Genomic DNA, 26,147 nt, shown 5'->3' on the forward strand with positions numbered 1-26,147 from the left:
ATGGCCGCTATTATGGCAGTTTTTCCATTGCCTGCTATCGTAAATAATATACATATGGGAGTACAGGGCGGAAGCTTAACGCTATTACTATAAAGGATATGTGGGGGCAATTTAATGGATATATATGAGCTGTTAACTTTAAGTGTCGAGCAGGGAGCATCAGATTTACATTTATCAGCGGGCTTACCACCGATGATACGCCTTGATGGAGATATGCAGCGATTAAGCATGCCGCAAATTAATGCGCATAATATGACTTGTCTGCTTGAGCAGTTCATGAATGAGCGACAGCGCAAGGATTATGTTGAGCATCTAGAAACGGATTTTTCTTTTGAGTTATCTGATGTTGCACGTTTTCGAGTGAATGTTTTTCAGCAAAGTCGCGGTGCCGCAGCTGTTTTTCGTACCATTCCTGCGCAAGTTCTGACCTTGGCTGACTTACAGTTAGGTGAAGTGTTTTGTCGGATTGCCGATTTACCTCGAGGCTTGGTCATAGTGGCAGGCCCTACAGGCTCAGGGAAGTCTACGACATTGGCGGCCATGATTGATTACTTAAATGACACAACAAACCAGCATATTTTGACGATTGAGGACCCGATTGAGTTTGTACATCAGCCAAAGCAAAGCTTGATCAGTCAGCGTGAAGTTCATCGCGATACATTAAGTTTTAGTCGGGCTTTACGCTCTGCATTGCGTGAGGATCCTGATGTAATTTTGGTTGGTGAGTTACGCGACTTAGAAACGATTCGGTTAGCCCTTACTGCAGCAGAAACAGGGCATCTGGTCTTTGCGACCTTGCACACGAATTCTGCTGCTAAAACGATTGATCGTATTGTTGATGTCTTTCCCGCTGAAGAAAAGTCTATGGTGCGCTCGATGTTGTCGGAATCATTGCAGGCCGTTATTGCACAAGTTTTATTAAAAAAAATCGGTGGTGGACGTATTGCTGCTCATGAAATCATGTTGGTCACGCCGGCTCTGCGCAACTTAATTCGAGAAGATAAAGTCGCGCAAATGTATTCAGTTTTGCAAACTGGCGGAGCTTTGGGGATGCAAACCTTAGACAGCTGTTTGCAGAGGCTGTGGGCTCAAGGTTTGATCAGTCGAGAGCAGGCACAGGAGCAGGCTAAGGTCAAAGACAATTTTTAAAGAATAGTCTGGTTGGAACGTGTGACAGTATGGCTGCGCCGCAACTCTAACTCTATTGAGAGATTGCAATGTTGTTTCAAATAATACGCGGGCTTTCTGTAAAATGAACTCTATATGGGTATGTTATTTATTATCAAAATCGCGTAAGACTTCGTACTTTTAGTGCGAGGATGGATAGCAAGGGCTGCTAAAGTCTTTGCAGTATAGGTTGGTGCTGGTATTGTATACAGTATGATAAAACACACCAAAACATTAAAAGTTCGAGTACGAGACAGGCATGTGCCCTTGCTAAACCGCATGGCTCGTAGCGTCAATTTCGTTTGGAACTTTGTTAATGAATTAAGTCAACGCTCGATCAAAGAGCGTGGTGTGTTTTTGTCTGCTTTTGATATGCATCCCTACACTAAGGGTGCAGGTAAAGAGCTTGGCCTGCACAGCCAAACCTTACAGTGCATTGCAGGTGAGTATGTCGCACGCCGCAAGCAGTTTAAGAAAGTGCGGCTGAACTGGCGCAAATCAGGCGGTGTACGCCGCTCACTGGGCTGGATACCCGTCAATACAGGTGCAGCTCAATGGAAAAACGGGCAGGTCTACCATAATGGCCACTACTTCAAGGTGTGGGACAGTTACGGCCTGAGCCAATATAAATTCCGCTCTGGTAGCTTCAACGAAGATGCCCGTGGCCGCTGGAACTTCAATGTAGTGGTGGATGTGCAGGCTGAGATACCCGCCGGCCAAGATCGCATCGGTATTGACCTTGGCTTAACTGATACAGCCACCTGCTCGGATGGCACCAAGCTAGAAGCGGGCCGCTTCTATCGCGGTCTTGAGGAAAAATTAGCCATAGCACAACGGGCTAGAAATAAAACCCAAGTCAAAACCATTCATGCGAAAATCGCTAACCGTAGAAAAGATGCCCTGCACAAGTTCAGCCGCACGCTGGTCAATCGCTGCGGTGAAATTTACGTGGGTAATGTCAGTAGTTTAAAACTCGTTAAAACCACGATGGCCAAGTCAGTACTGGACGCTGGCTGGGGTCAATTAAAAACAATGCTGGACTATAAATGCGCTCACGCAGGCATTGTTTTTAAGGAAGTTGACGAGGCATACACCACCCAAACCTGTTCGAGTTGTGGCAGTTTGCCCGGATCGAGGCCGAAAGGTATCGCAGGACTTGGAATAAGAGAATGGACGTGCAGTGGGTGTGGTGTCACCCACGATCGTGATATCAACGCGGCACGTAACATTCTCGCGGCCGGGCATGGCCGTCTAGCAGTAGGAATCCCCGTCCTTTAGGTCGGGGAGGATGTCAACAAAATTGAGTAGCTGATTAAGGCGCTTAAAGGTTCGACTGATTTTAGTAGATGAGCCTTAGCCTAGCCAGTCGCTACTTTCATCGATGAGGAGGTTGGGCAGATGGCAAAACAAATACGTGTATGGGATGGCCCCTTGAGACTGTTTCACTGGTTGTTGGTATTGAGTGTAGTGACCGCACTCTATACCGGTTGGCTTGGTGGTAGTTGGATGGGGTGGCATGAGCGGGCAGGCTTAATGATTATTGGTTTATTGAGTTTTCGAATGGCTTGGTTTGTGCTGGGTTCTACTTATGCCCGTTTATCCACTTTGTTGTGTTCATTGCTTGCATTGCCACAATACTTACGTGGAGAGTGGCGTGGAGCAGGGCATAACCCATTGGGTGTGTTGTCTGTTTTTGTCATGCTTGCGATGCTCACTTGGCAAGCTGTGAGTGGTTTATTCACTAATGATGATATTGCTTTTACTGGGCCACTTTATCGCTTGGTTAGCAGTAGTTTGAGTAATGACTTAACTCGGCTGCATAAGTTGGGTATGTGGATCATTATTGTTTTAATTATGCTACATGTTTTGGCAATTATTATTCATGCAGCAGTGAAACAGCATAACCTTGTAAAACCGATGCTGACTGGCACAACAAAACAAGAATATCCTGAACAGAAACCTGCTCGTGGTGGACACGGTTTAGCTTTTGTTTTTGCTTTATTGATTGCTGTGGGCGGAGTGTATTTAGCTGCGGGAGATTGGCAGCCTAAACCACCACCTGCACCAGCTGTAACCCCTGCGTGGTAGTTTAATAAAAAAGGTTGCCCAATTGGGCAACCTTTTTTGAGTCATCGATAAGGCTAAATACTTAAATTTAGTCCATGCGGTATTTGTCATGACAGCCTTTACAGCTGTCGCCTGCTGCAGCGAAGGCTTTAGCAACAAGCGCCTTATCACCGGTTGCTGCGGCTTCTGCTAATTCGTTAGCCGCTTTGTTAAATGCCATGCCTACTTTAACTACGCCTTCACCATCGGTGAACATTTCAGGTTTTACGCGTGTTTTGGTGTCGCCAATGCTTTTTTCAGTACCCGGACCGAATAAAGCACCCATACCTGAGTTGGCTGTAGCTGCAATACTGTTGGCTGCTGCTTGAACTTGGGCTGGATCCCACGCAACACTTTCATCAATGGCCATAGCCTTGATTTTGCTCATATTCCAACTCATAAAGCTGTAGCCTGCTTTACGAAATTTGATTTGATCTTCTGGGTCAATTTGTGCGCTAGCAGTGAAGCTCGCGGTTAAAAATAGTGCTGCTAAGCTACCAATCATCAGTTTTTTCATAGGTCTTTCTCCTTTAATAGCACAGTTTTCGCTATCTGTTGTTTAATATGCACAGTAAGCTGAGGTAATGAACTTTACATTATTTAGAAGCAGGTGTGAGTCTTTACTTAAATAGCATAGCTATGAATATATCGGGTGATATGTTTTTTCAATGTTACGCACAACTGAGCCTGCGATTAGATTAAATAATAACGTAAAAACTATTAAAAAAATAATAGATTATTTCTTAGCTTGGTAATAGGACTGGAAATTTCGCCGCATGAAAACTAGCGTAGCCTTTACAGTGTATAAATTGATGTTGTAAGTGATTCTGTTAAGTTGTGAAGCCGTGACTGATTGATGCTTACAGCAATATAAAGTGGCTAGGTGGGCTAAGTATGCTAGCTTAGCCCTATGCTAGTGCAAAGGTGGTGAGCTATGTAACAAATAGCCACACAATACTTTAAAAAATGATGGTTAGCACTTGAGTTGAAGAGCAGACCTTGCAACACTTCGCGCGCGCGGCGGTGACGCGCATTTAACCTTAAAGCACACTATTGAATAAAAGGAGCTGTGCGCGTGAAAAAAACGAAGCAAATGTTATTGGCCGCCGCTGTAGGCATGGCTGTTGTTGTACCAGTGCAAGCTGAGAAAGAGCGTCTACTGAATGTTTATCATTGGTCTGACTATGTTGCTCCAAATACTATCAGTAACTTTGAAAAACAAAGTGGTATTAGAGTTATATTTGATGTGTATGACAGCAATGAAGTGCTTGAAGCTAAGCTGCTTTCTGGTGGTTCCGGTTACGACATCGTGGTACCGTCTAACCCGTTTTTAGCTAAACAAATTAAAGCAGGTGTTTATCAAAAACTTGATAAAGCGCAGCTGCCGCAATGGAGTAATCTTAACCAAGACTTACTCAATACACTTGAGGTGAGTGATCCGGGTAATCAGTACTCTATGCCTTATATGTGGGGGTCTATAGGGCTGGGTTATAATGTCGACAAGGTTAAGGCGGTTTTAGGTGATGAGCCGATTGATTCTTGGGATATTATTTTCAAGCCGGAAAATATCAGCAAACTACATGAGTGTGGCGTGGCAATCTTAGACTCACCATCTGAGATTATCCCAACCGCTATGCATTACTTAGGTTTGCCAACGGATAGCGAGAAGCCAGAAGACATTAAACAGGCTGAAGCATTGTTGTTGCAGATTCGTCCTTACGTTACTTACTTCCACTCATCTAAGTATATTTCCGATTTGGCTAGCGGAAATATTTGTATGGCTGTTGGGTACTCCGGTGACTTATACCAAAGTAAGGCCCGTGCTGAGGAGGGGAAAGGAAATGTGAAAATTGCTTATCAAATACCAAAAGAAGGTGCCGGCACATTTTTTGACATGGTTGCTATTCCCGCTGATGCAAAAAATGTCACTGAAGCGCATGAGTTCATTAATTATTTATTGCAGCCGCAGGTCATGGCAGACCTAACCAACTACCTGCAATTCCCGAATGGTAATGAGCAAGCTACCCCTTTAGTTGATGAGGCAATACGTACTGATCCGGGTATTTATCCATCGAGCGAAGTAATGGGCAAGTTATTTACTTTTCCTGACTTACCATCCAAGACTCAGCGCTTAATCACCCGGAGCTGGACGAAAATCAAGTCTGGTAAATAAATGTGTTGATCCGCTGCGTTATCAGCTTTAGTGTTGCGTGACAAGGCGGCAAGAAAATAAGCATATTTCTGGGCTGCGCAAGTAGCCCATTTTTATCTTGGAGGATGGACTATTGTCTAAATTGATACGAGGTGTTGTGTTGGCGTTGACGGCCAATGTGCTCATGAGCAGTACAGCATTTGCAGAAAGTAAAGTACATGTTTATAACTGGTCTGATTACATCAGTAAATCAGTGTTAGAAGATTTTACAGCACAAACACAAACTCAAGTGGTTTACGATGTATTTGATTCAAACGAGGCCTTGGAAGGTAAGTTGTTAGCGGGACGTAGTGGTTACGATGTGGTGGTGCCATCGGATCACTTTTTGGCTCGCCAAGTACAGGCTGGAGCTTTCGGTAAGTTGGATAAAAGCCTGCTACCAAATTGGGATAATTTAGATCCTCAACTGCTTGCTCAAGTGGCAACCAATGATCCAGGTAACCAGTACGCAGTGCCATATTTATGGGGCACTAACGGTATTGGTTATAACGTGGATAAAGTCAAAGAAGTATTAGGTGTGGAGCGTATTGACTCTTGGGCAGTACTTTTTGAAGCAGAAAACATGAAAAAGCTCAGCACTTGTGGTGTGGCTTTTTTAGACTCTGCTGATGAAATGTTGCCGGCAATGCTGAATTACTTGGGTTTAGATCCAAATAGCCATAATGCTGATGACTATAAACAAGCGGAAGCTAAATTGGCTGAAGTTCGACCTTATGTCACTTATTTCCACTCATCAAAATATGTTGGAGACTTAGCCAACGGTAATATCTGTGTGGCCGCTGGTTTTTCTGGTGATGTGTTACAGGCAGCTGATCGTGCTGAAGAAGCTGGTCAGGGCGTGCGTGTAGCCTATAGTATTCCGAAAGAAGGTGGTAATCTCTGGTTCGACATGCTGGCGATTCCGGCTGATGCACAAAATGTCGAAGAAGCACATGCCTTTATCAATTATTTATTAGATCCAGCAGTGATTGCACAGGTCAGTGACTATGTAGGGTATGCTAATCCTAACCGTTACGCGTTTGAGTTAATGGACGAAAATGTGCGTAATAATCCTGCAGTCTATCCAGAACAGGCTGTGTTGGATAAGTTGTTTGTTTCTCAACCTTTGCCGAGCAAAGTGCAGCGCATAAAAACCCGTAGTTGGACGCGCTTTAAGTCTGGAAAGTAATCATTTGTTAAATTAGCAAAGCTCAGCCTTTTTGGCTGGGCTTTTTGCATTGGGAGAATCCTATGGCAATACCTTCAGGCGCGTACAAGAAAGCTTTGGCTAACTTGCAAAAGCCTAAAGACGTGTTAGTGAAAATTGAGCGCGTCACCAAGTACTTTGACGATACCTTAGCTGTTGATGAAGTCTCGCTGAACATTAATAAAGGTGAGATTTTTGCTCTATTGGGTGGGTCAGGTTCCGGGAAGTCGACATTGCTGCGCATGTTGGCAGGGTTTGAGACGCCGACTGAAGGGCGCATCATCTTAGATGGTGTGGATATCACAGATATGCCGCCCTATGAACGTCCTATTAATATGATGTTTCAGTCCTATGCACTATTTCCGCATATGACAGTAGAGCAAAATATAGCCTTTGGTTTAAAGCAGGACCGTTTGGGGAAAGAAGAAATTACCGAGCGCGTTAATGAGATGCTGAAGCTGGTGCATATGGCCCAGTATGCGAAGCGTAAGCCACATCAGTTGTCAGGTGGGCAGCGTCAGCGTGTAGCCTTGGCTCGCTCTTTAGCTAAACGTCCAAAGCTTTTGTTGCTAGATGAGCCGATGGGGGCTTTAGATAAAAAGCTGCGCTCACAAATGCAATTAGAATTGGTGGAGATTATTGAGCGTGTGGGTGTGACCTGTGTCATGGTTACGCACGACCAAGAAGAAGCTATGACGATGGCGGAGCGTATTGCCATTATGCACCAAGGTTGGATTGCCCAAGTAGGGAGTCCTATGGATATTTATGAAACCCCAGCCAGTCGTTTGGTGTGCGAATTCATCGGTAATGTTAACCTCTTTGATGGAGAGATTTTTGCAGATGACTCGGATCATGCTGTTGTGATTTGCCCTCAGCTCGAACGCCCGATTTATATTGGTCATGGTATTACTAGTTTGGCAGAGAATAAACGGGTCACTTTTGCTTTGCGCCCTGAAAAGTTATTGCTCAGTAGCACTAAGCCAGAAGACTTGGAGCATGAGGACTATAACTGGGCTAAAGGCATTGTGCATGATATTGCTTACTTAGGCGGACATTCGGTGTATTACGTCGAATTAGCTTCAGGCATTATCGTTCAAGCTTTTATTGCTAACTCAGAGCGTAACGTTAAGCGTCCAACTTGGGATGATGAAGTTTATGTGCATTGGGTTGATGATAGTGGTGTGGTATTTCAATCATGACCATACGCAATAAATTGTTGGGGATGCTGCCCAAAGGTCGCCATGCAGTGATTGGCGTACCGTTTTTTTGGATGTTGTTATTCTTCCTACTGCCCTTTGCCATTATTATTAAAATCAGTTTCTCAGAAGCTGATATTGCTATTCCACCTTATACCAGTTTGACTGAATGGGCTGATGATCAGCTGACGATATTGCTGAACTTTGGTAACTATGTCTTGCTCAGTGAAGATCAGCTCTATCTTGCAGCATATTTAGGGTCGTTAAAAATAGCCTTAGTCAGTACTGTGCTGTGTTTGCTCGTCGGTTACCCAATGGCATATGCCATTGCACGTTCTAGTAAGCAGATGCAGCCGGTTTGGTTGTTGCTGATTATGATGCCCACCTGGACCGCTTTACTGATTCGAGTGTACGCGTGGATGGGGATTCTAAGTAATAATGGATTACTTAATAACGCCTTGTTATGGCTGGGGGTGATTAATGAGCCGCTACAGATTTTGAACACTAATATAGCGGTGTATATCGGTATTGTGTATGCCTACCTGCCTTTTATGGTGCTGCCTTTGTACGCTAATTTGGTGAAGCATGATGTTTCGCTATTAGAGGCGGCATCGGATCTAGGAGCTAAGGGATACAGTGCCTTCTGGAAAATCACAGTACCACTATCCAAAAGTGGCATTATTGCAGGTTGTATGCTGGTCTTTATTCCTGTGGTGGGTGAGTTTGTAATCCCAGAGCTGTTGGGTGGCCCTGAAACACTCATGATTGGTAAGGTGCTTTGGCAAGAGTTTTTTAATAATCGCGATTGGCCAGTAGCAGCATCTTTGGCTGTGATTATGCTCTTGATTTTAATCATCCCGATCATTTTATTTAATCGTAACCAAGCCAAGGAAATGGAGGGCAAAGCATGAAGAATTTCAAATTTTCGCGCTTTATGCTGATTACAGGCTTGGTGTTTATTTATTTGCCCATGCTGATTTTGGTGATCTACTCATTTAACGCTTCACGTTTGGTGACCGTTTGGGGGGGGTGGTCAACTAAATGGTATGCAGGTTTGCTGGATAATACCCAGCTGATGAATGCAGTATTACGCTCTTTAGAGATTGCAACCTATACTGCGATTGCTGCAACAGCCTTAGGTACCTTGGCTGCATTGGTTTTGACCCGCATTGGGCGTTTCCGAGGGCGCACATTATTTGGTGGTATGGTCACGGCACCTTTGGTAATGCCAGAAGTGATTACAGGTCTGTCTTTGCTCTTGCTCTTTGTAGCGATGGCGCAGCTGATTGGCTGGCCCATGGAGCGAGGGGTGGTCACCATTTGGATTGCACATACCACTTTCTGTACGGCTTATGTGGCAGTGGTAGTGTCTTCACGCTTAAGGGAAATTGACCGCTCTATGGAAGAGGCAGCAATGGACTTGGGGGCTAAGCCTTGGAAGGTTTTTTTCCAAATTACTGTGCCAATGATTGCTCCATCTTTAGCGGCAGGTGCAATGATGTCTTTTGCTTTGTCATTGGATGACTTGGTCTTGGCTAGTTTTGTTTCGGGACCAGGCTCGACCACTTTACCTATGGAGATCTTCTCGGCTGTGCGCATGGGGGTTAAGCCAGAAATCAATGCGGTTGCGAGTTTGATTCTGTTGTTTATTTCTATGGCGACTTTCTTGTTGTGGTTCTTTACCCGTCGAGCAGAAGAAAAGCGTAAAAAAGCGATGGCTGAGATTAAAGAGATGGAGCGTGCCAGTCAGGTTTAAGTTAGTTTCGTCTGTAGTGGAAACGGTGCAGTCTACTTCGATAGTTGCACCGTTTTTTAGTTCTATATTTGTTTAAGGCATTAAATTTTTGCGTAACTTCGGTTGTAGTTCGCAATAATATTCTAAAAAAAGCTGCCAGTGCTCATCAGGCATTCCGGGACGGTGCCGTCCCAATTGTTTGATATCATGTAGCGCTGCACGGTAAGCAAATAGGCGATGACGGGCCTTTTCGAGATCAATAAAGGCAACTTCCGGTACTTGTTCTGGCTGCACTTTAACAAATACATGTTTTGCATAGCAGCAGCCATGTTGCCAGCCACCTAAATGCATTTTATAAAAGCTTCGCGCGACTTCTTTTAATACTGCGCTTATCACTGAGTCTGGTACGGGCTGCGAGTCCTGTTGTGCATACCATGCTTCTAAACTGATAAAATCCTTGAGTTCTTCTGTGATGATCAAGGCGTACCAGTCTTTACCTTTTTTTTCTGCGCCGTAGTAGATTAATTTGGGTGTATTAACATCTAGACGCTGCAAAGCTTGTATAGCATTTTTTTCGCGTAGCGCAGTCGGATGACCGCACGGGTAGCGCAGTGAAGAAAACATATGGTTGACTTGGCGCTTACTGTAAAGCAATGGTTGTTCAGCAGTTTCAGGGAGTAAGAGTTGGACTCCGCTTTCACCACCGCGGCGCTGATTAGGCTCTTCGACCCACTCGCCAGTACGTTGCCACCATTGATTAAAGGTTTGATTCTTAATCACTAAATAGATGCTCCTACAGCAATACGTCTTAGCTTATTCAATTTTAAGATACTTTTAAATGTTATTTTACTAGGTCTGCATGTTCTATTTTTTTTGATATATGCAAGGCTTGTAAGGCACAGGGTATGACTGACCGATAAGTTATTGAGGGTTTAAAATTAAGGTACTTTGAGTGTGTTGCTTAATATCTTCTTCAGCTAAATGTTGCTGAAAGTATTGGCCTTGCATATAGGCTTTGGCTTGATCGGCATAATGCCGATCGAAACGTACACCGCTTTGCCCTAATGGATTGATGCCGAGTGCGTGTTCAGGCGTAGCAAAATCAATAATACGGCGCGTGGATGGGCCGTACTCAACGGCCCAAGGTGCGCTGCTATAGCCGCTGGATAAGTTGTTAGGTGTTTCGTGACCACCAGGTGCAGCAAAAGGACCGACATTCAACAAGCTGTCTAGAGGTTTTTGCTGACCAAGTGGGTGTGTATGGGTCAGGGTGTGTGCGTTTCCCCAGTGCCATTGTGAAGGATCTTCTCCTAAGGTTGAGCGCAAGTGTGATAATGCCGCTTGCCAAGCTTGAGTGACCACTTGTTGGCGTGTTTGCTGTGTGCCGCTGATATGGTTATTCCACCATGGCGTGTCAGCGCTAGCAGCTAATAAGGGGAGCGCGCTGTCAATCACCCGTGTACGCAGAAGGTTTTGGAAAAAGTTTTCGCCCAGCTCGTCGAGCATTGCTGCTTTGAGCAGTTGGTAGCTAAATTCTGTAAATAAACTCGGTAGATAGCTGTCTACAGGGTAGTCGCCTTGCCACTGTCCTAACTGCTGAACAAGAGTTTGTTCTTCTGCTGTAGCTGCTGCAGCGATTAAGTCGTTTAATAAAGGGCTTATGACTCGCTGACCATAATCGGTGCGCTCGCCCAGTTGGACAGTTTGCGTATTGAGACTGTTCCAGTAAATGCCTGGTTGACCCAGTTGTTTCGCTAACTGTGCACCACGATCTATGGGGTTATAGTAGCCTGGCAAAGGTATTTTTTTGGGTGATGCAGGTAAAAAGTTAGCTGACACAATGTATCCGCGGGCAGGGTTTTCCTCGTGAGGGTTATCACTGAATGGATAAAATCCACGTTTTTGACTGGCGGCGGACTGGCTATCTAAAATAAAAGCTGGCTGTGCTGAATGATGTCGGATTGGTATTTTTGCTGCGGCCCACCAAGCAATATCTCCGTCGGCATTGGCCCAGAGAATATTTAAACCTGGAGCATGTATTTTACTGGCTGCTTTACGTGCTTTTTTTAGAGTGTTTGCTCGGTTGAGTTCGTAGAAAGCCTCTAACACGGGGTTTTCTGTTTCGAGAAAGGCCCACCACATAGCAATAGGTGTCGTTGGTGCTTGCATATTGATGATTTCGTTAATGATCGGACCATAGGCTGAGCGCTTAAGAATCAGCTTTTCGGGTTCTTGATCTTTAATCACAATCCATTGCGTTTGTATGTCGAGGTCTTGCCAAGCATTGTTGTGCCAGATTTGCTGTGGATTATCTGGATTTATTTTTAAAGCAATTAAATCTAGATCATCATTTTGAAACATAGTTACAGACCAGCCAAACTCATGGTTATGCCCCAGTAGTGCAAAGGGGTTGAGAGCTTGAAAGTGGCCATACAGCTCAAAGTTAGGTGCTTGCAAGTGCGCTTCATACCACACTGCGGGGACTGAAAAGCCAATGTGTGGATCACCGGCTAAAAGAGGTTTCCCACTGGTGGTTTTTGAGCCATCCATCACCCATGCATTACTGCCTTCAAACTGGGGTAAGCCTGCGTTAAAGAGCGCTTCTTGACTGACTTGTGCGATGGTTTTTAGTTGTGTCCAGTCGTGACTGTTAAGGGCTAATTGTGGTAAGGCACCTTGGCTAGGTGTATCTAAATTAAATATTTTTAAATAGTCTTCACCGAGTTCTTGACGAATAAAACTTAAGGTGGGTTCAGTGCGAAATGCGGCAGCAAAGCTATAGGCCAAATAACCAGCAATACTGATGGTATCCTCGATGGTGTAAGGTCGTGGAGTGATATTGAGTAAATCAAACTCCAGCGGTGCTGGGCCTTGTTCCTGAAACTGATTGACGCCATCTAAGTAAGCTTGCAGTGCTTGTACAGGTGCGCTCTCTAGGTCGAGTGTTTGCGTATACTGTTGAGCATGTTGATAGAGGCGTAGAGTGCGGAATAATCGATCGAACTTAACAGTTTTTTGGCCCAAAATTTCTGACAGCTCGCCGCGCGCTAAACGGCGCATAATCTCCATCTGAAAAAGGCGATCTTGGGCATGCACATAACCGAAGGCGCGATACGCATCTAATTCACTTTGTGCTTGAATATGGGGAACCCCACGCTCATCGAAATGTACATTTACTGCTGCATCCAGTGCGGACAAATGTAGTGTGCCTGAGCGTTGAGGCTGTTTGCTCTCAATATACCAAGTGCCGGCTAAAGCTAGGAAACCGAGCAGGGCAAGACTAAAACTGATCAAGCGATTCATGGTGATTGAGCCCATAGTTAAGCGTAAGAGTATTGAGTTGGCCAAAAGTAAAAATAATGGGTTGTTGGCCGAGTTAAGTTGCATAGCTAAAAGTGCTTGCGAGTGATTGTCAAACCTTTTCAAACATGTGCTTTAATTTTTCCAGCCAAATAATTGTTGTAGGTTGTTTGTTGTTTGGTTGGCAAGAGCTGAACTTGAGATGCCGATTATATCGGCTAAGTGTTGGCAGATTCTGGGTAGGTGTTCTGGACTGTTACGTGAGCCGAGCAGCCAGTATGGAGGCATATCGGGGCTATCGGTTTCTAAAACGATATGCTCTAAAGGTAAACGTTTGAGTACGTTTTGTAAGCGTGTTGCTCGTGGCCAAGTTGCAGCTCCACCAAAGCCTAATAAAAAACCTAGCTTGATATACTCCATAGCTTCTTCGTAGCTGCCAGAAAAGGCATGGATAATACCAGCGCGGGGTAATTGAGCTTGCTTTAAGCTTGCTGTGATTTGAGCGTTAGCGCGCCTAGAATGGATAATCACAGGTAAATTAAATTCAGTTGCGAACTGTAGTTGTTGTTCGAAAAGATAAACTTGTTGGGTGCGATCGAGATTTTTTAAAAAGAAATCTAGGCCTATCTCTCCAATGGCACAGAGTTTAGGGTGGTCTTTATACTGTGTTAAATATTTTCTGAGTTCTTGTAAATCTTGAGATTGATGTTCGATTAGAAAGTAGGGGTGCAAACCAAGGGCAGCATAGAGACTATCGTTGCTTTCGACTGTATTCCAAAGGCGAGACCAATATTGACGCGAGATGCCTGCAATGATCATTTTGCGTACACCAAGAGCTTGGCTGCGTGCTATGACGGCATCACGGTCATGATCAAATACAGGAAAGTCGAGATGGCAGTGGCTATCAATCATTAAATTTTTGAACTCCAACAAAAAAGCGAAGGTAGAACCTTCGCTTTTAGAGTGCGTGTTATTGACGCTTTAGTCTAGCCTATTTAGTTTAGTGGGACTCTCTAGCAGCTAAGAACTTAATGTCAGGCCAGCGCTCTTCCATGATGCTGAGGTTGACGCGGGTAGGAGCCAAATAGGTGAGGTGGCCACCACCGTCAATGGACAGGTTGTCATAAGCCTTGTTTTTAAATTCTTCGAGTTTTTTGCTGTCATCACATTCAATCCAACGTGCTGACCAAACGTTAATGTTTTCGTAGATGCACTCCACTTTGTATTCTTCTTTCAAGCGGCTTGCTACTACATCAAACTGTAGTACACCAATGGCTCCAAGAATAATGTCGTTATTGCGTTGTGGGAAGAAGACTTGAGTGGCTCCTTCTTCAGCGAGCTCTTGTAGACCTTGGCGCAATTGCTTTGCACGTAAAGGGTCAGATAAGCGCACGCGACGAAACAGTTCTGGAGCAAAGTGTGGGACGCCAGTAAAGGACAGCTCCTCGCCTTCAGTAAAGGTGTCACCAATTTGAATGGTACCGTGGTTATGCAAACCAATGATATCGCCGGCGTAGGCTTCTTCTAAGCGCTCACGGTCGCTTGAAAAGAAGGTTAAAGCATCGGCTACACGGATGTCTTTATTGATTCGCGCATGACGCATTTTCATTCCCTGTTCATATTTACCTGAGCAAATACGCATGAAGGCAATGCGGTCACGGTGACGTGGGTCCATGTTAGCTTGGATTTTAAATACGAAACCACTGAACTTCTCTTCTTTTGGTTCTACTTTGCGTTCCAGTGCATCACGAGGCTGGGGGGCGGGCGCCCAGTCGACAAAGGCATCGAGTACATGGTCAACTCCAAAGTTGCCTAGAGCAGTACCGAAAAATACAGGGGTCATTTTGCCTTTTAAAAACTCATCGTGATCAAACTCATGGCAAGCACCTTGAACCAACTCTAAGTCTTCTACGAATTGCTCATATAGATCACCCAGGTGCGCACGTGCCTCATCAGTATCTAAACCTTGAATGATTTTGGCATCGGTACGTTCATGGCCGTGACCGGCTGAGTAAACATAGATCACATCTTCAGTGAGGTGATACACACCTTTAAACTCACGGTAGCAGCCAATCGGCCAAGTGATGGGGGCGGCTTTCAAACCGAGTACTGCTTCAATTTCATCGAGCAGCTCAATGGGGTCACGAATATCGCGATCTAATTTATTGATAAAGCTGATGATTGGCGTGTCACGCATACGACAGACATTCATTAAAGCAATGGTACGTGGCTCAACCCCTTTACCACCGTCGATCATCATTAAAGCACTATCGACTGCAGTGAGCGTGCGATAGGTATCTTCTGAGAAGTCTTCGTGACCTGGAGTGTCGAGCAGGTTGACCATGTGTTTTCGGTAAGGAAACTGCATCACTGAAGTGGTAATGGAAATCCCCCGTTGCTGCTCCATCGCCATCCAGTCTGAGGTGGCGTGGCGGTCAGATTTACGCGATTTAACTGTACCCGCCACGGAAATGGCCTGTCCCATCAGCAGTAAGCGTTCGGTAATGGTGGTTTTACCGGCGTCCGGGTGGGCAATAATAGCGAACGTACGACGTTTCGCGACTTCGGCAGCCTGTTTGCTCATGCTGGTAGCGCCTCAAATAAATAAGTTCAAGATAGCCGGTAATTATAGCGGAGTTAGTCGTCGAGATGGAAATAGCGGTGGATTTACTTGTCGGCAATGAGAAAAGCACAGCGTTACATGCCGTTTAGGCTAGAATACAGCGCATTTTGCCTAGTATGGAGATGGAATTGAGTGCGATTTCCTTGGTGTGAACAGCACTGGTTTGAAGTCAGCATGGCCGAGAGAGGTGGCTAGGCGTGACAAGTAACAGTGCTGTTGAGACAGTGTAAAGGAAGAGTAAGTATGAGTGTAAGTGTGTTACTGGCTTATATAGTGGCAGTAGTTGTCTTAATAGCTACACCAGGCCCAGTGGTGGCCTTGATAATGAATGTTGCGGCACGTTATGGCGTGCGCTATGCGCTGATCACTGTATTGGGGGCTAATTTGGCCTCTCTGGTATTACTTACCAGTGCTGCTCTGATTATTTCAGGAGTGGTGGCGTTGCACGAATATTGGCTCAATTGGGTCAGTTTAATAGGTTGCGGATTTATAGGCTGGATGGCTTTCAATAATTTGCGTGCTGAGTTGCGGAATAAAACCGCTACAGCGCGTACGCCTGATTCTAGTCTTGCTCCGAAGCGGCATTCAGGATTTTTCAATGGTTTCTTGCTTGGGGTATCCAACCCTAAGGATATTATTTTTTTTGTGGCTTTTTTCCCGCAATTTATTGCTGTCACGCCGAATTTGAAATTGAGTTTAGGGGTGTTAACCCTTGTGTGGATGTTGGCCGATTTTGTGATTTTAATGAGCTATGCGTTGTTGGTGCGCGGACGTTTATTTCAGCGCCATGCGCGCAAGATATCTCTCTTATCAGCGGTTTTTTTATTGCTGATAGCCAGTGTTGGCGCGTTGTATACGTTATTAGCTTGGGATGCTTAATAGTTCTACTATAGTTATAGGGCTTTCATTTATTTCTGTGTTGGCCTATATATGAAATCCTTAGAACAAAATAATCTTAAAATTGCTCGTTTAAGGTTGCTATCTAAAGAGCATGCCCCTAAAGTGCGCGCTTAGAACGCTCATGCTGAAACGATCCATCCGGCTCAAGTACTGCCGACGAGAGGTTGATAGCTTTAGGGATATCAATCATCGGCGACATGCCTTGGGAAGTAGGCGAACCAAAGTGGGGAAACGGATTTAGCGTTCAGTTTTAATCCCTTATTTTATTGTTTTGCCATGACCCGGAGAGGAGTCCAGCTATGTCCATTAATGTGGAAGACTATTTCGCGCCTGAAACTTTTAAAAAAATGAAGGCCTTTGCTGATCAGCATGAAACTCCATTTGTTGTGATTGATACAGCAACTATCGCTCGTGCGTATGACGAGATCGTAGAAAATTTTCCTTTTGCTAAAGTTTATTACGCAGTAAAAGCTAATCCGGCTTTAGAAATTACTGAGTTGCTAAAAAATAAAGGATCTAATTTTGATATCGCCTCGATCTATGAGCTGGATAAGGTGATGTCTTGTGGAGTTAAACCCGAACAAATCAGCTTTGGCAACACCATTAAAAAAGCTCGTGATATACGTTATTTTTATGAGAAAGGTGTGCGCATGTTTGCCACTGACTCAGAAGCAGATCTGCGTAATATCGCTAAAGCAGCACCAGGCTCGAAAATTTATGTGCGTATTTTGACCGAAGGTTCTGGTTCTGCAGATTGGCCTCTCTCTCGTAAGTTTGGTTGTCAGACCGATATGGCTATGGACTTATTAGTGCTGGCTCGCGATTTAGGTCTAGTTCCTTACGGTGTCTCCTTCCATGTGGGTTCACAGCAGCGTGAAATTGGTTCATGGGATGCAGCCATTGGTAAAGTAAAGCTGATTTATGATCGTTTATTACATGAAGATGGTATTCGTCTTCAGATGATCAATATGGGTGGCGGTTTTCCTGCTAATTATTTGAATCAAACCAATTCCTTGGAAGCTTATGCTGAAGAAATTACCCGATTCTTACAGGAAGATTTTGGTGATGAGTGGCCGGAAATCATTCTAGAACCGGGGCGGTCGTTAATTGCCAATGCGGGTATTTTGGTCAGTGAGGTGGTGTTAGTATCACGTAAGTCGCGCACAGCGGTTGAACGTTGGGTATATACCGATGTGGGTAAATTCTCAGGTTTGATTGAAACTTTAGATGAATCCATTAAATTTCCGATTTGGACTGAAAAGCAAGGTGAGCTAGAAGATGTTGTGATTGCTGGTCCTACCTGTGACAGTGCTGACATTATGTATGAGAATTATAAGTATGGTTTACCACTAAATTTAGCCAGTGAAGACCGACTCTATTGGTTATCAACTGGGGCTTATACCACCAGTTATAGCTCGGTAGAGTTCAATGGTTTCCCGCCGTTGAAGTCTTATTATTTATAACAAAAGTTTGTGGGAAATAGGCCCAATACAGATATTTCAATAAATTAGTGGTAATGCTAATCGTTATCATTTAGGATTCCTCCTCCGATAGAGAGGAGGATTTCCTTTGTCTGCACCAATCGTTTCTTCAAAAAAACAACCTCAATCTTTGTTGCTTACTGCTGTTGGCCTTGTCTTGACATCAGCTAGCCACTTATCAGCTGCACAAGAAGTTATGTCGGCTGTTGAGTTGAGCTCTCAAACTGTCGTTGGTGAAACACCGGCTTATCGCAGTACTCATTCCGTTTCAGTTAAAAATACTGCGCCGCTATTTGATACGCCGCAAACCATTCAAGTCATTCCTGCTGAAGTGATTAAAGAGCAGCAAGCACTGAGCTTGCGTCAAGTACTGAGCAATGTCTCAGGTATTACTTTCAATGCTGGTGAGGGTGGCGGTGGCTCAGGTGATAGTGTCAATATCCGTGGTTTTAGTGCCAATGCGAATATGCAGATTGATGGCTTACGTGATAGCACCCAGACTAACCGTACTGATACTTTTAATATTGAAGCGGTTGAGGTAATTAAAGGCCCCAACTCAGTTTTTGGTGGCAGTGGTACTACAGGCGGCAGTGTGAATCAGGCCAGTAAAGAGCCTATGCTGCGTGATTTTACTGAGTTGGGCGCTTCTTTAGGTACGGATGGTTATCACCGTATGACTTTAGATACCAACCAGACCTTAGAGCGCTTAGGTAGCGGCAGTGCGTTTCGCTTAAATTTAATGGCACATGAAAATGATGTGCCTGGCCGTGATGATATTGATCGTAAGCGCTGGGGTATTGCACCTTCGGTGTTATTTGGCCTAAGTGACACCGCGCGTTTAACGCTGAGCTATTTCCATCAGGTCGACGACAATTTACCTGACTACGGTGTGCCAGCGCGTGATGGTAAAAAGCTCGCCGGTGTGAGCCGCGATGATTACTTTGGTTTCCGCAATTTTGATAAAGAAGAGATCACCAGTGATGCCTTCACTATTAAGTTTGAGCACGATATTAATGAAGCCTTGCAGGTGCAAAATTTAACCCGTTACAGCCGCATTGATCGCGATACGATTATTTCTGCTGCGCATGTAAATGTGGCTGGTTTGCCAGCAGGCCGTTATAAACCTGCTGGCCCACAAGGTTATGGCCGTGATGTTGAATCACAAATGTGGATTAACCAGCTGAGCTTAATTGGTGAAAACGATTTCTTAGGGATGCAACACAGCTGGGTTGTGGGCGGAGAAGTGTCGCGCGAAACCTATGACCGTGAGGCTTACAATCATGCCTTTGATTTTACTGGCATTGATTATGATTTATACAATCCACCGAGTTACTACGCCGGTGCTGCACAGCGCACCTCTTTGGATAACACCAAAACCCATCTGACCAATAAAGCTGTTTATGCCTTTGACACCATCAGCCTAACGCCCAAGTGGGATATTAATTTAGGTTTGCGTTATGACTGGCTCAATGGCGATTATGAAAAAACGACACTTGCAACTGCAACTAAAGCTGAAAAGTATGAAAATTACCGCACTGAAGATAAAAAATTCAGTGGCCGTGTGGGCTTAGTCTACAAGCCTGCGGACAATGGCCGTATTTATGTCGCTTATGGCACGTCATTTAATCCATCAGCTGAGTTCTTAACCACTATGGCGTCTGGTGTGAGTGGCGCTACTGCAGATTTGTCCCCAGAGAAAAACCGCAGTTTAGAGTTGGGTGCTAAGTGGATCTTCTTTAATAGCGCATTAGAGCTAGACGGTGCGATTTACCATGTGGAAAAAACTAATGCGCGTGAGCAGTTGGCGGATGGTTCTTATGTTTTAGCTGGTGAGCAGCGTGTGCAAGGTGTGGAGTTGGGTGCGACGGGTAAAGTGACAGATGCCTGGAAAGTCTATGCCAACTATACCTATATGAGTAGTGAGACCACCAAATCCAGCGACGCCAAGAAAAAAGGCCAAGCATTGGCCAATACACCGCCACACTCGTTTAACTTGTGGACCACTTATGATTTACCACAAGGCTGGCAAGTAGGTTATGGTAGCCGTTATGTCAGTCAGCGTAATGTCACTTCAGATACGAAAGCCAAGTTAGCTGAATACTGGGTGCACAACGCTTTGGTGGCTTACCAAGTCAATGATCAGCTCAATGTGCAGCTCAATATGAACAATATTTTTGATAAAGATTATGTTGAGCGCGTACGTCAACGTCCAGGCGATGACTCACGCTCATCTGCGGTTGAATTCGGTGATGGCCGTAACGTCGTTTTATCCACGACCTATAAGTTCTAAGATGCATTCACCCTCTATGCTAGCTGTGTAGAGGGTGTTTTTGAGATTAAAATTATGATGGTACATATCCCCAATGTGCTCACACCCTTGCAAGTGCAAGAGTGTCGCCAGTTATTAGGCCAAGCGGCTTGGCAGGACGGTAATGCTACCTCAGGCTTTCAATCAGCCATGGCAAAAAATAATTTGCAGTTGGCACAAGATTCGGCCATTGCGATTAAAATTGGTGCACTGATTGTGCAGGCACTGCAAAACAATCCGTTATTTATATCAGCAGCTTTACCTGAAACGATTTTTCCGCCTTTATTTAACTGTTACCAAGTTGGTCAAGGTTTTGGTGTACATGTGGATAATGCAATTCGTATGGATCCGAATACAGGGCAAAAAGTACGCACTGACTTGTCCGCAACCTTGTTCTTTAGTGAACCTGATGAATACGATGGTGGTGAATTGGTTGTGGAAGATACTTATGGTACACACAGTGTCAAGTTGCCCGCTGGTGATATGGTTTTATATCCATCTAGCAGCTTGCATCAGGTGTTGCCGGTCACCCATGGGCAGCGTATTTGCTCGTTTTTTTGGTTGCAAAGTATGATTCGTGAGGATGCCCAACGTGGTTTGTTATTTGACTTAGATACAAGCATTCAAGAGGTTAATCAAACTATGGGCGCAGGACATTCAGTCAGTGTGCAACTGACGGGTATTTATCATAACTTACTACGTCGTTGGGCCCGTTGAATCAAATGTTAGGGTTGGCAGGTTAACCTAGTGTGCGTTACTGATCGCTGGCTATGATGTTTTGATTTGAGAGCGGAGAGGTAAAACACCGTAGTGCAGTGTGCAGCAGCGATGCTTCTGGTTTTATCAAAATCGCGTAAGACTCCGTACTTTTAGTGCGAGGATTGATACTTTTAAGCGGTTTTAGGTGTTGACTGCTGAACACAGCACCTCGGTACTTGTAACAAAGACCAAGTGAGCATGGAGTTAAAAAATGCAGTGCCTATATCGTGGCCTTGAGGGAAAGCTGGTCATAGCGCAACGGGTTAGAAATAAAACCCAAGTCAAAACCATTTACGCCAAGATTGCTAACCGTAGAAAAGACGCATTGCACAAATTTAGCCGCGAGCTGGTCAACCGCTGCAGTGAAATCTATGTGGGCAATGTTAGTAGTTTAAAACTCGTTAAAACCACGATAGCTAAGTCAGTGTTGGATGCTGCCAGGGTCAATTAAAAACAATGCTGGACTATAAATGCGCTCACGTAGGCATTGTTTTTAAGGAAGTAAATGAGGCATACACCACCCAAACCTGTTCGAGTTGTGGCAGCTTGCCCGAATCGAGGCCGAAAGGTATCGCAGGGCTTGGAATAAGAGAGTGGACGTGCAGTGGGTGTGGTGTCACCCACGATCGCGATATCAACGCGGCACGTAACATTCTCGCGGCCGGGCATGGCCGTCTAGCAGTAGGAATCCCCGTTCTTTAGGTCGGGGAGGACGTCAATTAACAAAGTGGTGGAGTAGTTTGTAAAGTTAAGGTTGTGCAATCTCAATGACACCATCAGCAATAATGCTTACTTGGCTGCTGCCGGCCTCAACTTCTGGGGTAACAGCTGACTCATCAGACATTGCCATCATCATTTTGTTGGAACGTGCATAGATTGGTGGGCGCGCAAAGCCACTGCTGCTGAGGTTCAGATTTACAACTTTATAGTCTTTGCTACCAAAAGCTTCTGTTACCAATTGCGCGCGAGCTTGGAATGCATCAATGGCTTCTTTGAGCAGCGCGTCCTCACTGTTTGTACGGGTTTTTGGGGCAATACTAAACTGCATATTGGCCATTTTTAAAGATTGCAGTAACTTGCCTGTTAGCGCTGATAGTGCTGAGAAGTCAGTGCTTTCTAAGCGTATTTCTGCACGTTCGCGCCAAGCAATGATTTTTTTATCTTTCTCATCGTGTACTGGATAGCTGCGGCGATTGCCCATGCGTACATTAATTTGCGGTTGCTGACGGGCAGATTTTACTGCTGAATTCAGTGTTTTAGTGATTTGAGTCGCTAATTGGGCGGGGTCTGTATTTTGTTCTTCGGTATATAGGGTCACTTCCATTTGATCATGAGCTACTTCTTGGTAGGCTTCGGCGCGTAATGAAACCTGGTTATATAGTTGCTCATTGGCTAGTGCAGCGCTGCTAGTAGCTAAGCTGGCGGTGAGTAAAGCGATTGGTGCGCTTAAGCGTAAAAACTGCATTGTTATGACTCCATTGGCAGGGGTGCAGTAAGGAAAAGACAGTATACTCAGGGTAAGGTTCCTTGGGTGACTGTGAGTGCTCAATGATTTATCAGGATAAGCTGTGAGGCAGTTATACTCTAAGGATATCTCGAGGAGAAATTATGCTGGCACCTACACAGTTATTGTCTGCTAGCCGTCAGAACCTATGGCGGCTGACTTGGATTCGTCTTTTAGTTCTTGCTGCTCAGGCTGGAACGTTGGGCTTTACTTATGTCAGCGGCATGGTGGTCTTAGAGTGGCTGCCATTGCTGATCATTTTGCTATTGTCATTGGGTATGTGCACTTTAACTGGTTTGCGTTTACGTGGTAGTTGGCCAGTGACTGAGCTGGAATTTGCTGCACATTTAGGGATGGATTTATTTATTCATAGTGGTTTGCTTTACTATGTAGGCGGCTCTACCAACCCTTTTGTTGCCTATTATTTGGTGCCTTTAACCATTGCCGCAGCGACTTTGCCTTGGCTGTATTCTATTGTGTTAAGTGGTTTAGCTTTGACGGGTTATACCGCGTTGCTCATCTGGTATCAGCCTTTGCATTTGCAAGGGGAAAAGGTTGGCGAATTGCTGATTACATTGCACTTGTTTGGTATGTGGCTTAATTTTGCTCTTTCTGCTGCTTTTATTACGTTTTTTGTTGCAAAAATGTCCGAAGCTGTGCGTGAACAAGATCAACTGCGCGCAGCACGCCGTGAAGATAATATGCGTGATCAGCAACTTTTAGCCGTAGCAACTCAGGCAGCCGGAGCTGCCCACGAATTGAGTACCCCCCTTTCAACGATGAGCGTGTTATTGACTGAGCTGCGTCATGCTCATGCCAGTGAAAAAGACTTGCAAGAGGATTTAGCTGTATTGCAAGAACAGGTCAAGCTGTGTAAAGGGACTTTGCAGCAGTTGGTACGTGCAGCAGAAGCTGACCGTCGTCAAACAGTTGCTGAGCAAACTGTGGTGCAATGGTTGGAATCATCTTTAGATCGTTGGCATTTAATGCGCCCCGAAGCAACGTATCGTTATCAAGTTTCTGGAACAGGGATGCCACCAGCTTTAATGCCGCCGGTTGATTTAAGCCAGGCATTATTGAATTTATTAAATAATGCTGCGGACGCCTGTCATGAAAATTTGAAGATAGATTTAGATTGGGATGATCAGTGGATTGTTATCACTATTCGTGACTATGGTGCAGGAGTGCCTTTAGCCATTGCAGAGCAATTGGGTAAGCCTTTTTTTACTACTAAGGGCAAAGGTTTTGGTTTGGGTTTGTTTTTAAGTCAAGCCAGTGTGATTCGTTCGGGTGGCACGGTAAAGTTATATAACCAAGACGGTGGTGGAACTTTGACAGAGTTGCGTTTACCACGCGTGCATACAGAGCTTTAAGCGAGGAGTTATTAGTGACTGAGATAAACCTATTTGAGGGTGAAGAGCAGCCGCATTTATTGCTAGTGGATGATGATGAAACTTTTACACGGGTGATGGCTCGCGCGATGACTCGACGTGGTTTACGTGTGACTGTTGCAGGCTCAGCAGATGAAGGACTCGCCTTAGCTAAAGCAGATCTACCAGATTTTGCAGTTCTAGATTTGAAAATGGAGGGCGACTCAGGCTTGGTGTTATTACCGAAGTTGCTTGAACTGGATGCTGAAATGAAGGTCCTGATTTTAACCGGCTATTCAAGTATTACTACTGCGGTCGAAGCCATTAAGCGCGGTGCGGCAAACTATTTGTGTAAACCTGCAGATGCAGATGACGTGTTAGTGGCACTGTTATCCGATCAAGCTGACTTGGCAGCATTAGTACCGGACAACCCTATGTCGGTAGATCGTGTACAGTGGGAACATATTCAGCGTGTGCTAGCTGAACATGATGGAAATATCTCAGCAACAGCACGAGCTTTGGGTATGCATAGACGCACTTTGCAGCGCAAACTGCAAAAGCGTCCTGTGCATCGATAAGTGTTTGGGGCTTACCGAAGTGATTAGCGCGTACCAAATACCACAATGGTTTGGCCTTTAACCTGGATCAGCTCCTGGTTCTCTAGTGTTTTAAGTACTCGACCCACCATTTCACGTGAACAGCCAACGATGCGGCCTATTTCTTGGCGTGTGACTTTAATTTGCATACCGTCAGGGTGAGTAATCGCATCTGGTTGTTTACACAGTTGTAATAGTGTGCGTGCGACTCGTCCTGTTACATCGTGGAATGCGAGGTTGCCGACTTTGATTGTAGTATTACGTAGGGCATTGGCCATTTGACTGCCAAGTACATAGAGCATTTTAGGGTCGATTTGTGTGAGCTCGCGAAATTTCACATAGCTTATTTTAGCGATTTCACAAGCTGTACGTGCTTGAGCAAGAGCGACACGCTCGCGTTGCTTGTCATCTCCAATAAAAAGTCCAATCTCACCAAAAAAATTACCTTGATTGAGATAGGTGATTACCATTGCTTTTTCGTTACTGTCTTCAATATAGATCGTAACTGTACCTGCTAAAATAAAATATAAAGAGTCACAAGGACTGTCGTGCGCAATAATGGTACTTTTCTTAGCATACTGATGGACTTGGCAGTGCTCTAGAAACCAGTCGACATTTTCAATTTGCGGTGTGTATGTAATGGCAACCATGCTGTCTCCCTCGATGGTAGGCATAACCTATATCTAGCCGCGCTTTGGGCGGCTTACATATTAAGTTTGCCGTATTTGTTCTGGAGGTTAGCTCGTTTTCGGTGAGGATGTTTTAGATTTGTGATCTGCATCACAAAATTAAGAGTTAAGGTGATCTTGTATCTGGGTACGGCTAGAGGGAGGTGCTGTGGTAAGCTTGCGCTTTTCGCATGAATAAAGGAGTGGAGTGATGCAGGCACGAGTAAAGTGGGTTGAGCAAGCCATGTTTTTAGCTGAGTCTGGCAGTGGTCATACGGTGGTAATGGATGGTCCTGAAGAACATGGTGGGCGTAATTTAAGTGCACGTCCTATGGAAATGCTTTTGATGGGGTTAGGGGGCTGCAGTACTTTTGATGTGGTGAGTATTTTAAAGAAGTCGCGCCAAGATGTGAGTGACTGTGAAGTGCGTATTGATGCAGAGCGAGCTGATGTAGAGCCTAAAGTTTTCACCAAGATCACTTTGCATTTTATTGTCAGTGGCAATGGGCTGAAAGAGAATGTTGTCAAGCGCGCAGTTGACCTGTCTGCAGAGAAGTACTGTTCAGCATCGATTATGTTGGGGCGTGCAGGGGTGGAAATTACTCATAGTTTTGAAATTGTTGAAGCTGCATAAAGTGTGTTGTACTTGCATTCATCGTTGAGATCAGCATTGGTATGCATCCTCGTGCCTTAATATAGAGAAACTTTTCCTTTGCTAGGCGGAAACGCCTGTGAAGGAAGAGCAGAAGGTACTGAAGGGCTGCTTACTTATCAAAATCGCGTAAGACCTCGTACTTTTAGTGCGGGAATGGATAGCGAGGGCTGCTTAAGCAGCCCCTTAACCCCTTAACAGACTGCTAAAGTCTTTGCAGTATAGGTTGGTACTGGTATTGTATACAGTATGATGAAGCACACCAAAACATTAAAAGTTCGAGTACGAGACAGGCATGTGCCCTTGCTAAACCGCATGGCTCGCAGCGTCAATTTCGTTTGGGACTTTGTTAATGAATTAAGTCAACGCTCGATTAAAGAGCGT

General features: G+C 44.9%; 24 protein-coding genes. 17 read left to right on the forward strand and 7 right to left on the reverse strand.

What is annotated here, in order from left to right:
* Positions 1–114 precede the first annotated feature (114 nt).
* From TOI97_RS09370 to TOI97_RS09380, 3 genes are all read left to right on the forward strand, one after another.
* On the forward strand, positions 115–1,149 hold the full coding sequence (locus TOI97_RS09370) for a type IV pilus twitching motility protein PilT (RefSeq protein ID WP_321553855.1): 1,035 nt from the start codon (positions 115–117) through the stop codon (positions 1,147–1,149).
* Between the two features lie 231 nt (positions 1,150–1,380).
* Positions 1,381–2,445: an RNA-guided endonuclease InsQ/TnpB family protein gene (locus TOI97_RS09375; protein ID WP_321553856.1), complete on the forward strand. Its 1,065-nt coding sequence runs from the start codon at positions 1,381–1,383 to the stop codon at positions 2,443–2,445.
* 120 nt (positions 2,446–2,565) lie between these two features.
* Positions 2,566–3,255: a cytochrome b/b6 domain-containing protein gene (locus TOI97_RS09380; protein ID WP_321553857.1), complete on the forward strand. Its 690-nt coding sequence runs from the start codon at positions 2,566–2,568 to the stop codon at positions 3,253–3,255.
* Between the two features lie 67 nt (positions 3,256–3,322).
* On the opposite strand, the gene TOI97_RS09385 is transcribed toward TOI97_RS09380, so the two are convergent.
* A complete protein-coding gene (locus TOI97_RS09385; RefSeq protein WP_321553858.1) occupies positions 3,323–3,790 on the reverse strand; it encodes a c-type cytochrome in 468 nt (155 codons plus the stop codon).
* Positions 3,791–4,348: 558 nt separating this feature from the next.
* On the opposite strand from TOI97_RS09385, the gene TOI97_RS09390 reads away from it, so the two are divergent.
* The 5 genes from TOI97_RS09390 (at position 4,349) to TOI97_RS09410 (ending at position 9,623) form a co-directional block, all read left to right on the forward strand.
* The gene (locus TOI97_RS09390; RefSeq protein ID WP_407651341.1) at positions 4,349–5,446 is read left to right on the forward strand and encodes a polyamine ABC transporter substrate-binding protein; all 1,098 of its coding nucleotides are present in this window, start codon (positions 4,349–4,351) and stop codon (positions 5,444–5,446) included.
* A 163-nt stretch (positions 5,447–5,609) separates the two neighbouring features.
* A complete protein-coding gene (locus TOI97_RS09395) occupies positions 5,610–6,653 on the forward strand; it encodes a polyamine ABC transporter substrate-binding protein (RefSeq protein WP_321553880.1) in 1,044 nt (347 codons plus the stop codon).
* 62 nt (positions 6,654–6,715) lie between these two features.
* Positions 6,716–7,870, forward strand: coding sequence for a polyamine ABC transporter ATP-binding protein (gene potA, locus TOI97_RS09400; RefSeq protein ID WP_321553859.1), 1,155 nt, complete (start codon positions 6,716–6,718; stop codon positions 7,868–7,870).
* 26 nt (positions 7,871–7,896) lie between these two features.
* Complete coding sequence (locus tag TOI97_RS09405; protein WP_321553881.1) at positions 7,897–8,778, forward strand: ABC transporter permease subunit; 882 nt, start codon at positions 7,897–7,899, stop codon at positions 8,776–8,778.
* Positions 8,775–9,623 carry an ABC transporter permease subunit gene (locus tag TOI97_RS09410; protein WP_407651342.1) on the forward strand — a complete coding sequence of 283 codons (849 nt, stop codon included), beginning with the start codon at positions 8,775–8,777 and terminating at the stop codon, positions 9,621–9,623. The genes TOI97_RS09405 and TOI97_RS09410 overlap by 4 nt, the downstream gene beginning before the upstream one ends.
* Positions 9,624–9,695: 72 nt before the next feature.
* Here the strand turns inward: TOI97_RS09410 and TOI97_RS09415 are convergent, their stop codons facing one another.
* The 4 genes from TOI97_RS09415 to TOI97_RS09430 all read right to left on the reverse strand — a co-directional run bounded on the left by TOI97_RS09415 (position 9,696) and on the right by TOI97_RS09430 (position 15,486).
* Positions 9,696–10,382 carry a lipopolysaccharide kinase InaA family protein gene (locus tag TOI97_RS09415; RefSeq protein ID WP_321553860.1) on the reverse strand — a complete coding sequence of 229 codons (687 nt, stop codon included), beginning with the start codon at positions 10,380–10,382 and terminating at the stop codon, positions 9,696–9,698.
* A 141-nt stretch (positions 10,383–10,523) separates the two neighbouring features.
* Complete coding sequence (locus TOI97_RS09420; protein ID WP_321553882.1) at positions 10,524–12,905, reverse strand: penicillin acylase family protein; 2,382 nt, start codon at positions 12,903–12,905, stop codon at positions 10,524–10,526.
* A gap of 132 nt (positions 12,906–13,037) precedes the next feature.
* Positions 13,038–13,814 carry a TatD family hydrolase gene (locus TOI97_RS09425; protein WP_321553861.1) on the reverse strand — a complete coding sequence of 259 codons (777 nt, stop codon included), beginning with the start codon at positions 13,812–13,814 and terminating at the stop codon, positions 13,038–13,040.
* Between the two features lie 88 nt (positions 13,815–13,902).
* On the reverse strand, positions 13,903–15,486 hold the full coding sequence (locus TOI97_RS09430) for a peptide chain release factor 3 (protein ID WP_321553862.1): 1,584 nt from the start codon (positions 15,484–15,486) through the stop codon (positions 13,903–13,905).
* A 282-nt stretch (positions 15,487–15,768) separates the two neighbouring features.
* On the opposite strand from TOI97_RS09430, the gene TOI97_RS09435 reads away from it, so the two are divergent.
* The 6 genes from TOI97_RS09435 to TOI97_RS09460 all read left to right on the forward strand — a co-directional run bounded on the left by TOI97_RS09435 (position 15,769) and on the right by TOI97_RS09460 (position 21,675).
* Positions 15,769–16,404: a LysE family translocator gene (locus TOI97_RS09435; protein WP_321553863.1), complete on the forward strand. Its 636-nt coding sequence runs from the start codon at positions 15,769–15,771 to the stop codon at positions 16,402–16,404.
* 320 nt (positions 16,405–16,724) lie between these two features.
* Positions 16,725–17,888: a type III PLP-dependent enzyme gene (locus tag TOI97_RS09440; RefSeq protein ID WP_321553864.1), complete on the forward strand. Its 1,164-nt coding sequence runs from the start codon at positions 16,725–16,727 to the stop codon at positions 17,886–17,888.
* Between the two features lie 106 nt (positions 17,889–17,994).
* Entirely contained in the window at positions 17,995–20,196 is a 2,202-nt protein-coding gene (locus TOI97_RS09445; RefSeq protein ID WP_321553865.1) for a TonB-dependent receptor, read from the forward strand.
* A 54-nt stretch (positions 20,197–20,250) separates the two neighbouring features.
* Complete coding sequence (locus tag TOI97_RS09450; RefSeq protein WP_321553866.1) at positions 20,251–20,931, forward strand: Fe2+-dependent dioxygenase; 681 nt, start codon at positions 20,251–20,253, stop codon at positions 20,929–20,931.
* 253 nt (positions 20,932–21,184) lie between these two features.
* Positions 21,185–21,424: a transposase gene (locus tag TOI97_RS09455; protein ID WP_321553867.1), complete on the forward strand. Its 240-nt coding sequence runs from the start codon at positions 21,185–21,187 to the stop codon at positions 21,422–21,424.
* A 5-nt stretch (positions 21,425–21,429) separates the two neighbouring features.
* Positions 21,430–21,675, forward strand: coding sequence for a transposase (locus tag TOI97_RS09460; RefSeq protein ID WP_321553868.1), 246 nt, complete (start codon positions 21,430–21,432; stop codon positions 21,673–21,675).
* A gap of 46 nt (positions 21,676–21,721) precedes the next feature.
* On the opposite strand, the gene TOI97_RS09465 is transcribed toward TOI97_RS09460, so the two are convergent.
* Positions 21,722–22,438, reverse strand: coding sequence for an SIMPL domain-containing protein (locus TOI97_RS09465; protein WP_321553869.1), 717 nt, complete (start codon positions 22,436–22,438; stop codon positions 21,722–21,724).
* A gap of 143 nt (positions 22,439–22,581) precedes the next feature.
* Here TOI97_RS09465 and TOI97_RS09470 point away from each other — a divergent pair, with 143 nt between their 5' ends.
* Complete coding sequence (locus TOI97_RS09470) at positions 22,582–23,850, forward strand: ATP-binding protein (RefSeq protein ID WP_321553870.1); 1,269 nt, start codon at positions 22,582–22,584, stop codon at positions 23,848–23,850.
* 14 nt (positions 23,851–23,864) lie between these two features.
* Complete coding sequence (locus TOI97_RS09475) at positions 23,865–24,425, forward strand: response regulator transcription factor (RefSeq protein ID WP_321553871.1); 561 nt, start codon at positions 23,865–23,867, stop codon at positions 24,423–24,425.
* 23 nt (positions 24,426–24,448) lie between these two features.
* Here the strand turns inward: TOI97_RS09475 and crp are convergent, their stop codons facing one another.
* Complete coding sequence (crp, locus tag TOI97_RS09480) at positions 24,449–25,093, reverse strand: cAMP-activated global transcriptional regulator CRP (protein ID WP_321553872.1); 645 nt, start codon at positions 25,091–25,093, stop codon at positions 24,449–24,451.
* Between the two features lie 229 nt (positions 25,094–25,322).
* Between crp and TOI97_RS09485 the strand changes: the two genes are divergently transcribed.
* Entirely contained in the window at positions 25,323–25,745 is a 423-nt protein-coding gene (locus TOI97_RS09485; RefSeq protein ID WP_321553873.1) for an OsmC family protein, read from the forward strand.
* Positions 25,746–26,147: the final 402 nt, after the last annotated feature.

Origin of the sequence: Denitrificimonas halotolerans, from assembly GCF_034259425.1 — a bacterium.
Taxonomy (GTDB): domain Bacteria; phylum Pseudomonadota; class Gammaproteobacteria; order Pseudomonadales; family Pseudomonadaceae; genus Denitrificimonas; species Denitrificimonas halotolerans.

Excerpts from the sequence above, each read along its gene's own strand:
- TOI97_RS09370 (WP_321553855.1), top strand. The coding sequence starts at position 115 with ATGGATATATATGAGCTGTTAACTTTAAGTGTCGAGCAGGGAGCATCA.
- TOI97_RS09375 (WP_321553856.1), top strand. The coding sequence starts at position 1,381 with ATGATAAAACACACCAAAACATTAAAAGTTCGAGTACGAGACAGGCAT.
- TOI97_RS09380 (WP_321553857.1), top strand. The coding sequence starts at position 2,566 with ATGGCAAAACAAATACGTGTATGGGATGGCCCCTTGAGACTGTTTCAC.
- TOI97_RS09385 (WP_321553858.1), bottom strand. The coding sequence starts at position 3,790 with ATGAAAAAACTGATGATTGGTAGCTTAGCAGCACTATTTTTAACCGCG.
- TOI97_RS09395 (WP_321553880.1), top strand. The coding sequence starts at position 5,610 with ATGAGCAGTACAGCATTTGCAGAAAGTAAAGTACATGTTTATAACTGG.
- potA (WP_321553859.1), top strand. The coding sequence starts at position 6,716 with ATGGCAATACCTTCAGGCGCGTACAAGAAAGCTTTGGCTAACTTGCAA.
- TOI97_RS09410 (WP_407651342.1), top strand. The coding sequence starts at position 8,775 with ATGAAGAATTTCAAATTTTCGCGCTTTATGCTGATTACAGGCTTGGTG.
- TOI97_RS09420 (WP_321553882.1), bottom strand. The coding sequence starts at position 12,905 with ATGAATCGCTTGATCAGTTTTAGTCTTGCCCTGCTCGGTTTCCTAGCT.
- TOI97_RS09425 (WP_321553861.1), bottom strand. The coding sequence starts at position 13,814 with ATGATTGATAGCCACTGCCATCTCGACTTTCCTGTATTTGATCATGAC.
- TOI97_RS09430 (WP_321553862.1), bottom strand. The coding sequence starts at position 15,486 with ATGAGCAAACAGGCTGCCGAAGTCGCGAAACGTCGTACGTTCGCTATT.
- TOI97_RS09435 (WP_321553863.1), top strand. The coding sequence starts at position 15,769 with ATGAGTGTAAGTGTGTTACTGGCTTATATAGTGGCAGTAGTTGTCTTA.
- TOI97_RS09440 (WP_321553864.1), top strand. The coding sequence starts at position 16,725 with ATGTCCATTAATGTGGAAGACTATTTCGCGCCTGAAACTTTTAAAAAA.
- TOI97_RS09450 (WP_321553866.1), top strand. The coding sequence starts at position 20,251 with ATGATGGTACATATCCCCAATGTGCTCACACCCTTGCAAGTGCAAGAG.
- TOI97_RS09455 (WP_321553867.1), top strand. The coding sequence starts at position 21,185 with ATGCAGTGCCTATATCGTGGCCTTGAGGGAAAGCTGGTCATAGCGCAA.
- TOI97_RS09460 (WP_321553868.1), top strand. The coding sequence starts at position 21,430 with ATGCTGGACTATAAATGCGCTCACGTAGGCATTGTTTTTAAGGAAGTA.
- TOI97_RS09465 (WP_321553869.1), bottom strand. The coding sequence starts at position 22,438 with ATGCAGTTTTTACGCTTAAGCGCACCAATCGCTTTACTCACCGCCAGC.
- TOI97_RS09470 (WP_321553870.1), top strand. The coding sequence starts at position 22,582 with ATGCTGGCACCTACACAGTTATTGTCTGCTAGCCGTCAGAACCTATGG.
- crp (WP_321553872.1), bottom strand. The coding sequence starts at position 25,093 with ATGGTTGCCATTACATACACACCGCAAATTGAAAATGTCGACTGGTTT.
- TOI97_RS09485 (WP_321553873.1), top strand. The coding sequence starts at position 25,323 with ATGCAGGCACGAGTAAAGTGGGTTGAGCAAGCCATGTTTTTAGCTGAG.